The organism is Ferrovibrio sp. (genome assembly GCF_002796975.1).
Lineage (GTDB): Bacteria > Pseudomonadota > Alphaproteobacteria > Ferrovibrionales > Ferrovibrionaceae > Ferrovibrio.
The window spans coordinates 87,313-99,978 of record NZ_PEKV01000010.1 but is presented as its reverse complement, the minus strand read 5'-3'; the positions used below and the strand labels follow the sequence as shown (position 1 = coordinate 99,978).

The following is a 12,666-nucleotide window of genomic DNA, read 5'->3' as shown; positions in this document are numbered from 1 at the left end:
TGCCCGGCCTTGTGCCGGGCATCCACGCCTTTCTCTTTCAGGCGGCGCCCATAAGACGTGGATGGCCGGGACGAACCCGGCCATGACACATGGGGTGAGAGTTCCCTTTATCGCCCCCCAGTCTTAGTTTGTGATCCATGACTGCAACGCCCGACGATCCGCGCCGCCATATGCCGGCCACCCTGCGCAACCGCGACGCCATCCTCGCCGTGCTGAAGGACATCGTGCCGCAGCAGGGCCTGCTGCTCGAAATCGCCAGCGGCAGCGGCGAGCATGCCGCCTTCATGGCGCCGCAGCTGCAGCCGCTGCTCTGGCAGCCGACCGACTACGAAGCAGAAAACCTGCCCTCCATCGATGCCTATGCCGCCGATAGCGGGTCAAACAATATCCGCCCGGCCCTGCAGCTGGATGTGACGCAGCAGTCCTGGCCGGTGAAAGCCTGCGACGCGCTGCTCTGCTGCAACATGATCCATATCGCGCCCTGGGCTGCCGCCGAAGGACTGTTCGGTGGCGCGTCTGCCATCATGCCGCAAAGCGCACCGCTGATTCTCTACGGCCCGTTCAAACGCCACGGCAAGCATACCGCGCCGTCGAACGAGAAATTCGATGCCGAGTTTCTCAAGGCGCGCAATCCGCTCTGGGGCGTGCGCTGCCTCGAAACCGAAGTGGTGCCGCTGGCGCAGCACACCGGCTTTGCGCTGGATTGCGTCGTCGAGATGCCGGCGAACAATCTCACCGTCATCTTCCGGAAAACATAAGACGCATGGACAGCATCACCCAGATCCTGTTCGGCGGCGCGATCGCCGCGGCCGGCTTTCGCACTCAGCTCGGCCGCCGCGCGGTGATCGCCGGTGGCGCGATTGCCACCCTGCCCGATCTTGATGTGCTGGCCGATCTGGTGACGCAGCCGTCGCTGATCAATGTCTGGCTGCATCACCGCAGCATCACGCATTCCTTCCCGGTCACGCTGGTGGCCGGTGCCGTCATCGGCGCCGGCATCTGGGCGGTCGAACGCCGCATGGCCCGGCGTCCGCGCATTCTGGCAAAAGACGCACTCGACGATGCCGGGCGGCGCAGCGCGTGGATGTGGCTCGGCATGCTGTCTGCCGTCACACATCCGCTGCTCGATCTTTTCACATCCTATGGCACGCAGCTGCTGGCACCGTTCAGCATGGCGCGGTTCGCCGTCCATGCGATGCCGATCATCGATCCGCTGTATTCCCTGCCGCTGCTGGCGGTCTTCCTGTTTGCGCTGCTGGCGCGCCGCCATGTCGACACCGCGCAACGCCTGGCGCAGCTCGTGCTGCTGTATGTCGGGCTCTATACCACCGTGGCCTGGGGCGTCGGCCGCCATATGGAAGATCGCGCGCGCGAGGAATTGCGCCGCATCGAACCGACGGCGGCCGCGGCGGCGCGCGTCGATGCCTATCCGGTGATCTTCCAGATCTGGTGGCGTCGCATCGTGGCCGATCTGCCGAACGAAATCCTGATCGGTTTCGCCTCGCCGTTCCGCAGCGCGCCGATCGAATGGCGGCGCATTCCGCGCAGCGAAAACGGACTTGGGCAGACGCCTGAACTCAGCGCGATCCAGTCCACCTACGAAGCGCGCGTGTTCCGCTGGTTTGCCGATGGCCGCCTGCACTGGCGCCAGCTGCCGCAGGAGTCCGGCGGCTTCATCTTCGAGGCGCGCGATTATCGCTATGGCATGCCGGGCGACAGCGTACTCGGCTTCTGGGGCCTGCGCTTCCGCACCGATGCCCAGGGCCGCATCGCCGCACCGTTGCAGCCGCTGGCGGAACGGCCGGCCTTCAGCAGCGCCGGATTGCTGGAGCTGCGCGATGGCGTGTTGGGACGCTGATCCCAGACGCCACTTTCGGGCCGGATCATTCCAGGCAAATCCGCACCAGAACGCAGAATTTCCCCCTTTTCAGGCTGACTTCGACTATAGTGGTGCATCGCATCCAGGCTCCGGCCGTAACGCAAGGGGAGCCAGTCCATGACAGCCCGCAGACATCAGGCGGAACTCGACCGCCATCGCGCCGAACTCCGCCAGGAAACCCTCCAGCAGCGCCAGCAGGCGGCTGTCGACGCGGCACGCGAAGCGGATGACGAACGCGCTGCAGTGGCCGCGCGGGTCGCCGAGCTGCGCGACCTGCGCCTTGCGCGCGACGCCAGTCGAACTGCAAGTCAGGCCGCTGCAAAAGCGGCAAATGAGTAGTCCTGAACCTGGCGTGCGGGCCTTGTATTTGCGGTCCGCGCACACCATATAAGTACATGACGTAAGTCGGGTGCGCGGCCAGCGAAGCTGCGCTGTAGCACTCCGCACTGTGCCAGATTTATCCGGCATTCCACTGGGAATGCCCATTCCGCACAGCTTCTCCGGCGCTTTTTCCGCTTTTGTAAGCGGATACCGCTTCTGTTTTGCGCCGTTTCTCCTACCAGCACCGTTTGCCGGCTTCTCATGCCCGCACAGGTGCAGTTTGACCGGAGGTCCTACATTATGACCGCACGCACGATTACATCCGAAGACGCCCGCGCCCGCGCCGAACAGCGGTTCCAGAAAACCGCGCAGCGTGAACGCGAGGCAGAAGCTGCCGAAAAGGCCGAAGCCGACCGCCGCAAGGCGACGGCGGCCAAAATGGAGCATCTGCGGGCGTTGCGACTGGCGCGTGAAGCCGGTGAGACCACGCCGGCCCAGGCTGAGGCCGCTGCCGAAAACGAAAAGCGGCGCGCCGAACTGCTGGGCTTGGAAAAGGCACCGGCCCCCAAGCGCAAGGCCAGCATGCGTCCGCGCAAGGCGGCGCCGGCAGCTCTCGACGCCATCCCATAATTTATATGTGAATTCAAACGCATAGTTGCGTAAACGGGGCCGGCCCTAGCCATGGGACCGGCCCCTGCCTTATAGTGCCGCCGCTATGCCAGACCGACCTAGCCCGGGCGTCCTGCCCCCAGGTGGCCACCGCAACCCTGCGGATGCCACTCCCGAAAATCCCCTGAGATCGCCGGCCTCTTTCGCCTCCGGTGCCCGTTCGGTGCGAGGATTCGATGTCGCTCGCCGTTGAACTGCTGCTGATCGTGGTGCTGATCCTGATCAACGGCGTGCTGGCGATGTCGGAGCTGGCGGTGGTGTCGGCGCGCAAGGCACGCCTCGAAGCCATCGTGCGCAAGAAGTCGCGCGGCTGGCGCGGCGCGCGGCTGGCGCTGACGCTGGCCACCGAGCCGGGCCGCTTCCTCTCCGCAGTGCAGATCGGCATCACGCTGGTCGGCATTTTCGCCGGCGCCTATTCGGGCGCCACGCTGGCCGAGCGTCTGACCGGCTGGATGATGGCGACCTTCATGCTGGATCGCACGATTGCCGATCCGATCTCGTTTGCCATCGTGGTCGGCAGCGTGACCTATCTGTCGCTGATTGTCGGCGAACTGGTGCCCAAGCAGCTGGCGCTCAAAAATGCCGAAGCGATCGCCAGTGCGATGGCGCCGGTGCTGAATATGCTGGCGAAAGTGGCCGCGCCGCTGGTCTGGCTGCTCGATATCTCGTCGCAGGCTCTGCTGCGGCTGCTCGGCGCGAGATCGGGAAATTCAGACGCAGTTACGGAAGAAGAGATTCATCATCTCGTCGCCGAAGCCGAAAGCGCCGGCACCGTAGAGCCCGCGGAAAGACTGATGATTGCGGCGGTGCTGAGACTCGGCGACCGCCCGGTGCGCAGCGTGATGACGCCGCGCCACGATCTCGACTGGCTCGATCTGTCGCTGCCGCATGAGGAACAGCTGCTGCGCCTGCGCGAAACCACGCATCTGCTGCTGCCGGCCGCGCGCGGTTCGATCGACGAACCGCTCGGCAGCGTCAGCGTGAAGGATGTGCTCAACCTGCTGCTCGACAGTGGCCGCGACGGTCTGGCGCAGGCCGGCATTGCCAGCTTCGTGCGCCCGGTGCCGGCCCTGCATGAAAGCGCCGATATTCTCGGTGCATTGTCGATGCTGCAGAAGTCGCCGGCCGGTATGGCTTTCGTGGTCGATGAATTCGGCAGCCTCGAAGGCGTGGTGACGGCGAACGATATCCTCGAAACCATCGCCGGCAATTTTGCGCTGCCCGATGGCGAGGATGTGCCCGGCGCGCTCCAGCGCGAAGACGGCTCCTGGCTGCTCGACGGTCTGCTGGCGCGCGAGGAACTTGCCGCCAGACTCGGCCTGACGCTGCCGCCGGAGGAAGACGACTATCACACGGTGGCCGGCTTTATGCTGGCGCGGTTCGGCCGCCTGCCCGAGACCGGCGACTATGTCGACTGGAAGGACTGGCGCTTCGAGGTGATCGACATGGACGGCCGTCGCATCGACAAGGTGCTGGCCCGGCAGATGACGGTCACCGACGGCACGCCGGAGTCCTGATCTTCGCCAAATTGTGGATAACTATGCCGTGGCCCTCACCGGGGCCATCTGGGCAAAAAAAGGGGCCGCATCGAAATGCGGCCCAAGTCTAGGGAGGAAACGCCCGAGAAGGGCATGCAACAAACCCGGAGGCTTGTTGCAACGCACAATCTAAAGAAAGGACGTGTGCAGCGCAAGAGGAAAGTTGGGCCAGATTGTCGCACCAGCCTTATCAATGGCTTAGGTAATTTTCTGATTCAAATTGACCGGCGTTGCGACAGATTGTTCGTTCACATTCTATTGTGCATGCGCGAATAGTTTTCGACTGTTGCGCCCGGAACACAGGCAGTCGCTTTCTCAGCCACATTTTTGGGCAGCCCGCCGGGCGGTGCCGGAGGGCGAAAAANNTCCCAGTCGGCCTGGTTCTCGATCCCCTCGGCCACCGTGGTCATGCCGAGCTTGCGTGCCAGTCGCACCGATGAACTGACGATGGCGCGCGCCGCCTGGTCGGTGACGGCCATACCGACGAACTGGCGGTCGATCTTCATTTCCTCGAACGGAAAACGCTGCAGCTGTTCGAGCGAGGAATAGCCGGTACCGAAATCGTCGATCGCGAGATTGAAGCCTTTCAGCTTCAGCCGCGTCAGCACTTCCAGTGCGGCGGTCTGATCTTCGATCAGCCGGCTCTCGGTCACTTCCAGTACGAGATCGGCGGGCTTCAGCCCGTGTTCGCTCACCGCCGTCGAAATGCGTTGCGGCAGATCCAGCCGCGTGAGATTCGCCGTCGAGAGATTCACCGCCATCTGCAGCGACAGGCCTTCGGCGCGCCACAATCCGGCGGCGCGCAAAGCCAATCCCAGGATCGCCTCGAACAGCGGCTCGGCGGCGGCGCCGTTCTCGGCCAATGGTATGAACTGGCCGGCGCCGACCACGCCGCGCTGCGGATGACGCCAGCGTGCCAGGGCCTCGACGCCGATCGGCTGACGCGTCTGCATCGACACTTTCGGCTGCACCATGATCTCGATCTGGCCCAGGCGAATGCCGTCGAGCAGTTCGGCTTCACTCAAGGGTTCGGCGGCATTGATCGCCGCCTTCGCGCCGCCCTGGCTGAGCTTGCGCAGCAGGTCGGACACGGCTGTGTCGGTCAGCGGCTTTTCGACGAAGCCGAGGATGTTGAGGTTATGCGCGCGCGCCAGCGTCTCGGCAGTGCGCAGCACGCGCGTCGATTCAGCGCTGAACAGGGCGATCTGGCCGTCATAGCCGCGGTCGGCGAGATGGCGCAGCACTTCGATCCCGTCCATGCCGGGCATGTTGAGATCGAGCAGCATCAGATCGCAGGAGAGCGAGGCGGCGGCAAGGCGGTCGAGTGCGGCCAGCGCCGTGCCGCCGTCGTCGCAGGTTTCCACCGTGCCGATGCCCTGCGCCCGCAGCATGGCCGAGGCCATCTCGCGCATCAGTTTCATGTCGTCGACCACCAGCACGCGCAGGCGGGCCGGGTCGATGACGGTGGCAGTGGTTTCTACGGCCGACACGTCGTTACTCTCGGCTGCCGTAGCGGCAGGGTCAAGGAAAACTGGGTTTGAACGCTTGGACTTAGGTCGCCCCTGGGATCGCGCCCGACTGAACTGTCGCGACTGTCTCAGGCCCGATCGTCAGGCGCGTGATCTTCGCGCGCGGGCGCGGCCTCGCCTTCCAGTTCGCCCTGGCGCTGCAGCAGCACGACCAGCGTCCAGCAGCCCGCCGCCCAGGCACTGCCGATCATCCAGCCGCCCAGCACGTCGCTCGGCCAGTGTACGCCGAGGTAGACGCGGCTGATGCCGACCAGCAGCGTCACCGTCGCGGCCAGCAGCAGCAGGAAGGTCTTGATGCGGCGCCGGCTTTCACTGCGCGCCAGAAGTGCCGCGAGCGTGAGGTAAACGATGGCGGTCATCATCGCATGGCCGCTCGGGAAGCTGGCGGTGTAGACGCTCGCGCCATGCGGGACCAGATCCGGTCGTGGCCGGTCGAAGCCGAGTTTCAGCAGCGACGACAGCAGCTGCCCGCCGGCGATGGCGGCGAACAGGAATAGTGCGGTGCGCAGACGGCGGCGCAGCAGCAGGTAAACTATGCCGGCCAGCGTGATGAAAGTGAGCGGCCCGGTACCGCCAAAGGCGGTGATGTCGCGCATCAGCTCCTCGAACCAGCGCGGCCCGAGCGGATCGGAAATATCCCGTGCATTGCGTAACGCGAGCAGCAGGCGGCCATCGATGTCGTGGATCTCGCCGTCCAGCACCTCGTCGACCAGCGCGACGAAACCCCAGACGCCCGCGGCAGCGATGCCGGGCAGCACCAGCAGCGGCAGTTCGAACTTGCCGAGGCGGGTGAAGAGGCGGGAGAGGAGTGCGAGCATGATCAGTTACGTTAACGTCCGACCATAGAAATAATTGTCATTCTCGGGCTTGTCCCGAGAATCCACGCCTTCCCTTAAGACGTGGATGGCAGGGACAAGCCCGGCCATGACAGTTTTAATATTAATGCCCGGTCAAACCGTCACCGGAACGCGCCGTGATACTCGTCGTTCGGGTTCATCTCGATGGCGGCGGCCATGCGATTGCTCATGTTGAAGAAGCTCGCCGTCGACGCGATGTCCCAGATGTCCTTGTCGCTCCAGCCGGCCTTGCGCAAAGCCTCGCGGTCGCCTTCCACGATTTTGTCCGGGCTCTCGGTCAGCTTGGCGGCGAAATCCAGCGCCGCGCGCATTTTCGGCGTCAGGTCGGCGACGCGGTAGTTCATCACCATCTGCTCGCCCAGCTTGGGGTCGCCCGAGATCTGGCGTACGGCCGCGCCATGCGCGGTCAGGCAGTAGAAGCAGTGGTTGATGCTGCTGACCGCCACCGCGATCATCTCGCGTTCGAGCTTGCTCAGGCCCGACTCGCCGAGCATCAGCTCGTTATACATCTCGGTGAAGCCGCGCAGCTTCTTCGCATCGAAGCTGTAACTCAGCAGCACGTTGGGCACGAAGCCGATCTTCTCGTCGCATTTGGCGAAATAGGCCTGGGTCGCCGGGTCGAGTTTTTCGCGCGGCGGCACCGGAATCTTCAGGGCATGCGGCTTAGATGCCTTTTTGGTAGCGGATTTCTGGGCGGTTTTTGGCTTGCTCTTGGCCATGATGTCCTCCTGGGTTGCCCTGAGATTAGGGCTAAGCGCCGCTGGAACAAAGTCCCAGACTCCGGGGTTGAGCGCCCAGCGTGAAATATGGAGAGGGGCCATGCATACCCAGATGATGATCCGGACCCATCCCGAAGTGGACGGTGACATTCAGGCCGACCAGATACTGATTGACTGTATCGAAGCCTGTTTCGACTGCGCGCAGACCTGCATCGCCTGTGCCGATGCCTGCCTGGCGGAAGACGAGGCGCATCATCTCAAGCAATGCATCCGGCTCGATCTCGACTGCGCTGATATCTGCGACACGGTGGCGAAAGTCGCGACGCGCCGTACCGGCAGCAACATCACCACGCTGCGTGTGCTGCTGGCCGCCTGCGCCGAAGCCTGCCGCGTCTGTGCCGAAGAGTGCGAGAGCCATGCCGAGATGCACGACCATTGCGCGATCTGCGCCGAGGCCTGCCGTCGTTGCGAGATGTCGTGCCACACAATGGGTGACCTCGCCTCGCCGATGATGCAGTAGCTTTTTTGGCTTTTACTTGTTTGTCATGCCCGGACTTGATCCGGGCATCCACGTCTTACTTTTCGAGCCGCGGAGACAAAGGCGTGGATGGCCGGGTCAAGCCCGGCCATGACACACTGGGGTGTGAATGGAAGGCGACCGCGCGCGCCTAGCGCGCGTCGAAGCCGCTCTTGAAGCCGCCGACCTGGCCGCGATGGCGCAGCAGCTGGTCGGCCAGCACCAGCGCCAGCATGGCTTCGCCGACCGGCACGGCACGGATACCGACGCAGGGGTCATGGCGACCCTTGGTCATGATCTCGGTCTCGCCACCGAAGCGGTCAATCGTGGCGCGCGGATTGAGAATGGAGGACGTCGGCTTCACCGCGAAGCGCACAACGATCTCCTGCCCGGTCGAAATGCCGCCGAGGATACCGCCGGCCTGGTTCGAGGTGAATTCCGGTGCGCCGTCGGCAAGCCGCATCTCGTCGGCATTCTGCTCGCCGCTCAGCCGCGCCGAGGCGAAGCCGGCGCCGATCTCGACACCCTTCACGGCATTGATGCTCATCATCGCCGCCGCGAGTTCGGCATCGAGTTTGCCGTAGATCGGTTCGCCCAGCCCGGCCGGAATGCCGCTGGCGCGCAGTTCGACGACCGCGCCAACCGACGAGCCCGCCTTGCGGATGCCATCCAGATAGTCTTCCCATTCCAGCGCCATTTTCGGATCGGGGCACCAGAAGGGATTCTGCGTCACGCTGTCCCAGTTCCAGGTCGTGCCGTCGATGGTCTTTTCGCCGATCTGCACCAGCGCGCCGCGCAACTGCACCTGCGGGCCAATCAGCGTCTTCAGCACCTGCCGCGCCACGACGCCAGCGGCGACACGCGACGCGGTTTCGCGCGCGGACGAACGCCCGCCGCCGCGATAGTCGCGGATGCCGTATTTGCTCCAGTAGGTGAAGTCGGCATGGCCGGGACGGAACTTGTCCTTGATCTCGCCGTAGTCCTTCGAGCGCTGGTCGACATTCTCGATCATCAGCATGATCGGCGTGCCAGTGGTCAGGCCCTCGAAGGTACCGGACAGAATCTTCACGCTGTCGGGTTCCCGGCGCTGTGTCACGAACCGCGAGGTGCCGGGCTTGCGCTTGTCCATCCAGTCCTGGATATCGGCTTCGGTCAGCGGCACGCGCGGCGGTGCGCCGTCGATCACGCAGCCCAGCGCCGGACCGTGACTCTCACCCCAGGTGGTGACGCGAAAGAGCCGTCCGAAGCTGTTGTCTGACATTGGGCCTGCTTACTCGGCCTTCTTGCCGAGTGACAGCAGCAGTTCGGCGACCTGCTGCGACTGGTCGGTCGCCACCATGCCTACGGCATGATAGCCGCTGTCGACATGATGCGTCTCGCCGGTGACGCCGGAGCCCAGATCGCTGAGCAGATAGAGACCGGCGCCGCCGACCTGTTCGATGCTGACGTTGCGGCGCAGCGGCGCGTTCAGCTCGTTCCATTTCAGGATATAGCGGAAGTCGCCGATGCCGCTGGCGGCCAGCGTCTTGATCGGGCCAGCGGAAATGGCGTTGACGCGGATGCCCTTCTTGCCGAGATCGACGGCGAGATAGCGCACGCTGGCTTCAAGTGCTGCCTTGGCGACGCCCATCACATTGTAATGCGGCATCACGCGCTCGGCGCCGTAATAGGTGAGCGTGACGGCCGCGCCGCCATCGGTCATCAGCTTCTCGGCGCGCTGCATCACGGCGGTGAAGCTGTAGCAGCTGACATTCATGGTCAGCGCGAAGTTTTCCGCGCTGGTATCGAGATAGCGGCCCTTCAGCTCGTTCTTGTCGGAAAAGCCGATGGCATGGACCAGGAAGTCCATCTTGCCCCAGGCCTTGCCCAGCGTCTCAAAGGTGCTGTCGATCGAGGCGGCATTGGTGACGTCGCATTCCAGCACATGCTCGGCGCCGATGGTGGCGGCCAGCGGCTTCACGCGCTTTTCCAGTGCCTCGCCCTGGTAGGTGAAGGCGAGTTCCGCGCCATGGTCGTGCAGCGCCTTGGCGATGCCCCAGGCCAGCGAACGGTCATTGGCGACGCCCATGATCAGGCCACGCTTGCCGTGCATGAGCGGTTGCGGTTGCGACATGAAATCCTCGGAAACGAAAAGGGCGGTAGAGACTGGGCCGGGAGAGTAACCGAAAGGGCTGCCCCCGCCAAGGCCGATAACCCTTTTATTAACAATGGCTTGTGAGATTTTCAGCGGTGCCGTCAGGGCCGTTGGGGGTGAGGGTCGGCCCCGGCCGCTGGCGCATGGCGTCCGCGGGCAGGCCGGTCTGCCGCGGGGCCAGGCCGCCGAACTGCCGGATATCGGAAATCCGCGCCAGGCGCGGCGTTATGTCACCTGCAGCGGCCTTGCTGTTGAAAACGACTCGCAATAGCGTTGGCCGCGCCCCGCCCAAAACCAAGGAGGGCCGTTGCCATGCTGTCGGTCGCTGTCGAATCGTTTTTCATCCTGCTGCGCGAAGGGCTGGAAGCCCTGCTGGTAATCGCCGCCCTGTCGGCCTTCCTGCAGCGTGCCGGCGAAGGTCACCGGCGCAGCGCGCTGTTCTGGGGCAGTCTGGCTGCCCTGCTCGCCAGCCTGGCGGCGGCGTGGATTTTCTACCGCTATTTCGGCGGTGCGCATGACGATCTGACCGAGGCGGTGGTGATGGCGGTGGCGGCCGCGCTGCTGCTGTATGTCAGCGGCTGGCTCTGGCTGCGTCGCGATCCGGCCGGCTGGCAGCGCCATCTTCAGCACCATGCCGACCGCGCGCTGCAGGCTGACGGGCCCTGGCTGCTGGCCTGCATCGCTTTTCTCGCCGTCTTTCGCGAAGGCGCCGAGACGATCCTGTTCCTGCATGCTGTGGCGGCGGGTGCGGAAGCCGACCTGTCCGGCATGCCGCTCGGCCTGGCGGCGGCCGCACTGCTGCTGATCCTGATCTATCTGGCGATGACGAAGCTGGCGTTGCGGCTGCCGCTGCGGCCGGTCTTCTCGGTCACCTCAGTCATCCTGTTCCTGCTCGGCCTGAGCTTCATCGGCGGTGCATTGCAGGAATTCCAGGAAATCGGCTGGGTGCCATATGACTATGTCGACCTGCCCGCCTGGGCGGTGCAGGCAGGTGTCAATCCGTCCATCCAGGCCATCGGCCTGCAGGTGCTGCTGCTGCTTGCCGCCGCGCTGTTCGCGACACTGCAGAACCGCAATCTCCGGCAACAGCCGACCTGAACGCAAAAAGCCGGGTGATGTTGGCGTCACCCGGCTTTTCGATACCTGTTCGAACCGGCTGCGGCTCAGCCGAGGATCGACTGCAGCTTCATCGCCACGCCCATGCTGCCCTTCACCTTCAGCTTGCCCATCATGAAGGCCGTGGTGGGATCGAGGTCGCCGCTGGCCAGCGCCGTGAAGTTGCTCATCGAGATGGTGATGGTGCAGTCGGCGTCGTTGTCGTCGTTGCTGACCGTGCCAGCCGGACCGTCGACGAAGACAATGCCGTCATCGCCGAAATCGAACTTCACCGTGGCGTCGATCGCGCCGGGCTTCACACGCTGGCTCATCTGCTGGGTGATCTGTTCGAGCGACATCTCGGGCTCCCGGTTCATAGTCGGCGGCAACATGACGAATTGACGTAAGGTCAGGTGTCATGCGGGTTTTTTGCACCCTATATTGACGCTTACGTTAGCGTCAAGTAGCGTTCCTGAACGATAAAAATTCCGCAGCGACCCTCATCATAGCTGCGCAGGGAGAGAAACGGTCCGATGCCCTATCGCTCGGTCTTCCGCGATGCGCTTTTTGCCGGCCAGGTGGTGATCGTCACCGGCGGCGGCTCCGGTATCGGCCGTTGCACGGCACACGAACTTTCCCGGCTGGGCGCAAAGCTGGTGCTGGTCGGCCGCAAGCTTGAGAAGCTGCAGGCCGTGGCAACAGAATTGCAGTCCGACAATCCGGGTGCGGAGGTCGAGTGCCTCTCCTGCGATATCCGCGAGGAAGAGCGCGTCGCCGAAACCGTGAAAGCGGCGCTGCAACGCTTCGGCCGCATCGACGGACTGGTCAACAACGCCGGCGGGCAGTTCCCGGCGCCGCTGGCCCAGACCTCGCAGAAGGGCTGGGATGCGGTGGTGCGCAACAACCTCACCGGCGGCTTCCTGGTGGCGCGCGAATGTTACACGCAGTGGATGGCCGACCATGGCGGCTGCATCGTCAATATCGTCGCTGATATGTGGATGGGCATGCCGAATATGGGCCATTCGGGCGCGGCGCGCGCCGGCATGGTCAATTTCACTGAAACAGCCGCCACCGAATGGGGCGTGTCGGGCGTGCGCGTCAATGCGGTGGCGCCGGGCTGGATCGCGTCCTCGGGTATGGACACCTATCCCGACTGGATGAAGCCGCTGATTCGCGACATGCGCAATCATGTGCCGATGCGGCGGCTCGGCAACGAGGCGGAAGTTTCTGCTGCCATCGTCTTCCTGCTGTCGCCGGCGGCAAGCTTCATCAGCGGCACAACGCTTCGTGTCGATGCCGCCGTACCGAATGCGCGCCGGCACTATCCGCTGCCGAAACACGATAATGCGCCGAAGCCCTTCGACGGTTTCCATCGCGCGGTCTCGCCGAAAGTGCTGGAGGAATAAAC

General features: G+C 64.1%; 14 protein-coding genes. 8 read left to right on the top strand and 6 right to left on the bottom strand.

The genetic code is table 11. From position 1 onward, the window contains the following. The first annotated feature begins 137 nt into the window (after window positions 1-137). From CTR53_RS12395 to CTR53_RS12375, 5 genes are all read left to right on the top strand, one after another. Complete coding sequence (locus tag CTR53_RS12395; protein ID WP_290813633.1) at window positions 138-758, top strand: DUF938 domain-containing protein; 621 nt, start codon at window positions 138-140, stop codon at window positions 756-758. 5 nt (window positions 759-763) lie between these two features. Then, window positions 764-1,858 (top strand): metal-dependent hydrolase, encoded by a 1,095-nt coding sequence (locus CTR53_RS12390; protein WP_290813630.1) that lies wholly within the window; start codon window positions 764-766, stop codon window positions 1,856-1,858. A gap of 138 nt (window positions 1,859-1,996) precedes the next feature. Beyond that, window positions 1,997-2,218 carry a hypothetical protein gene (locus CTR53_RS12385; protein WP_290813627.1) on the top strand — a complete coding sequence of 74 codons (222 nt, stop codon included), beginning with the start codon at window positions 1,997-1,999 and terminating at the stop codon, window positions 2,216-2,218. A 282-nt stretch (window positions 2,219-2,500) separates the two neighbouring features. Beyond that, window positions 2,501-2,830 (top strand): hypothetical protein, encoded by a 330-nt coding sequence (locus tag CTR53_RS12380; RefSeq protein WP_290813624.1) that lies wholly within the window; start codon window positions 2,501-2,503, stop codon window positions 2,828-2,830. Window positions 2,831-3,045: 215 nt separating this feature from the next. Further along, window positions 3,046-4,386 (top strand): hemolysin family protein, encoded by a 1,341-nt coding sequence (locus CTR53_RS12375; RefSeq protein ID WP_290813622.1) that lies wholly within the window; start codon window positions 3,046-3,048, stop codon window positions 4,384-4,386. Window positions 4,387-4,655: 269 nt separating this feature from the next. On the opposite strand, the gene CTR53_RS12370 is transcribed toward CTR53_RS12375, so the two are convergent. The 3 genes from CTR53_RS12370 to CTR53_RS12360 form a co-directional block, all read right to left on the bottom strand. Continuing rightward, window positions 4,656-5,897 (bottom strand): EAL domain-containing response regulator, encoded by a 1,242-nt coding sequence (locus CTR53_RS12370; RefSeq protein ID WP_290813620.1) that lies wholly within the window; start codon window positions 5,895-5,897, stop codon window positions 4,656-4,658. A gap of 107 nt (window positions 5,898-6,004) precedes the next feature. Further along, window positions 6,005-6,754 (bottom strand): phosphatase PAP2 family protein, encoded by a 750-nt coding sequence (locus CTR53_RS12365; RefSeq protein ID WP_290813617.1) that lies wholly within the window; start codon window positions 6,752-6,754, stop codon window positions 6,005-6,007. A gap of 140 nt (window positions 6,755-6,894) precedes the next feature. Next, a complete protein-coding gene (locus tag CTR53_RS12360) occupies window positions 6,895-7,512 on the bottom strand; it encodes a peroxidase-related enzyme (protein ID WP_290813614.1) in 618 nt (205 codons plus the stop codon). Window positions 7,513-7,612: 100 nt separating this feature from the next. On the opposite strand from CTR53_RS12360, the gene CTR53_RS12355 reads away from it, so the two are divergent. Beyond that, window positions 7,613-8,032, top strand: a complete 420-nt coding sequence (locus CTR53_RS12355; protein WP_290813611.1) for a four-helix bundle copper-binding protein — start codon at window positions 7,613-7,615, stop codon at window positions 8,030-8,032. A 148-nt stretch (window positions 8,033-8,180) separates the two neighbouring features. Here CTR53_RS12355 and aroC read toward each other — a convergent pair whose 3' ends face one another. Further along, window positions 8,181-9,290: a chorismate synthase gene (gene aroC, locus CTR53_RS12350; RefSeq protein WP_290813608.1), complete on the bottom strand. Its 1,110-nt coding sequence runs from the start codon at window positions 9,288-9,290 to the stop codon at window positions 8,181-8,183. 9 nt (window positions 9,291-9,299) lie between these two features. Further along, the gene (gene fabI, locus CTR53_RS12345) at window positions 9,300-10,142 is read right to left on the bottom strand and encodes an enoyl-ACP reductase FabI (RefSeq protein ID WP_290813605.1); all 843 of its coding nucleotides are present in this window, start codon (window positions 10,140-10,142) and stop codon (window positions 9,300-9,302) included. Window positions 10,143-10,475: 333 nt separating this feature from the next. Between fabI and CTR53_RS12340 the strand changes: the two genes are divergently transcribed. Beyond that, window positions 10,476-11,261, top strand: a complete 786-nt coding sequence (locus tag CTR53_RS12340; RefSeq protein ID WP_290813602.1) for an FTR1 family protein — start codon at window positions 10,476-10,478, stop codon at window positions 11,259-11,261. A 65-nt stretch (window positions 11,262-11,326) separates the two neighbouring features. On the opposite strand, the gene CTR53_RS12335 is transcribed toward CTR53_RS12340, so the two are convergent. Then, the gene (locus tag CTR53_RS12335) at window positions 11,327-11,617 is read right to left on the bottom strand and encodes an SCP2 sterol-binding domain-containing protein (protein ID WP_290813599.1); all 291 of its coding nucleotides are present in this window, start codon (window positions 11,615-11,617) and stop codon (window positions 11,327-11,329) included. A 174-nt stretch (window positions 11,618-11,791) separates the two neighbouring features. On the opposite strand from CTR53_RS12335, the gene CTR53_RS12330 reads away from it, so the two are divergent. Further along, the gene (locus CTR53_RS12330) at window positions 11,792-12,664 is read left to right on the top strand and encodes an SDR family oxidoreductase (protein ID WP_290813596.1); all 873 of its coding nucleotides are present in this window, start codon (window positions 11,792-11,794) and stop codon (window positions 12,662-12,664) included. The last annotated feature ends 2 nt before the right edge of the window (window positions 12,665-12,666 follow it).

Bases quoted from the DNA above. Each gene is read 5' to 3' on its own strand.
- CTR53_RS12385 (WP_290813627.1), top strand. From the start codon at position 1,997: ATGACAGCCCGCAGACATCAGGCGGAACTCGACCGCCATCGCGCCGAA.
- CTR53_RS12340 (WP_290813602.1), top strand. From the start codon at position 10,476: ATGCTGTCGGTCGCTGTCGAATCGTTTTTCATCCTGCTGCGCGAAGGG.
- aroC (WP_290813608.1), bottom strand. From the start codon at position 9,290: ATGTCAGACAACAGCTTCGGACGGCTCTTTCGCGTCACCACCTGGGGT.
- CTR53_RS12330 (WP_290813596.1), top strand. From the start codon at position 11,792: ATGCCCTATCGCTCGGTCTTCCGCGATGCGCTTTTTGCCGGCCAGGTG.
- CTR53_RS12365 (WP_290813617.1), bottom strand. From the start codon at position 6,754: ATGCTCGCACTCCTCTCCCGCCTCTTCACCCGCCTCGGCAAGTTCGAA.
- CTR53_RS12380 (WP_290813624.1), top strand. From the start codon at position 2,501: ATGACCGCACGCACGATTACATCCGAAGACGCCCGCGCCCGCGCCGAA.
- CTR53_RS12335 (WP_290813599.1), bottom strand. From the start codon at position 11,617: ATGTCGCTCGAACAGATCACCCAGCAGATGAGCCAGCGTGTGAAGCCC.
- CTR53_RS12360 (WP_290813614.1), bottom strand. From the start codon at position 7,512: ATGGCCAAGAGCAAGCCAAAAACCGCCCAGAAATCCGCTACCAAAAAG.
- CTR53_RS12355 (WP_290813611.1), top strand. From the start codon at position 7,613: ATGCATACCCAGATGATGATCCGGACCCATCCCGAAGTGGACGGTGAC.
- fabI (WP_290813605.1), bottom strand. From the start codon at position 10,142: ATGTCGCAACCGCAACCGCTCATGCACGGCAAGCGTGGCCTGATCATG.
- CTR53_RS12390 (WP_290813630.1), top strand. From the start codon at position 764: ATGGACAGCATCACCCAGATCCTGTTCGGCGGCGCGATCGCCGCGGCC.
- CTR53_RS12395 (WP_290813633.1), top strand. From the start codon at position 138: ATGACTGCAACGCCCGACGATCCGCGCCGCCATATGCCGGCCACCCTG.
- CTR53_RS12375 (WP_290813622.1), top strand. From the start codon at position 3,046: ATGTCGCTCGCCGTTGAACTGCTGCTGATCGTGGTGCTGATCCTGATC.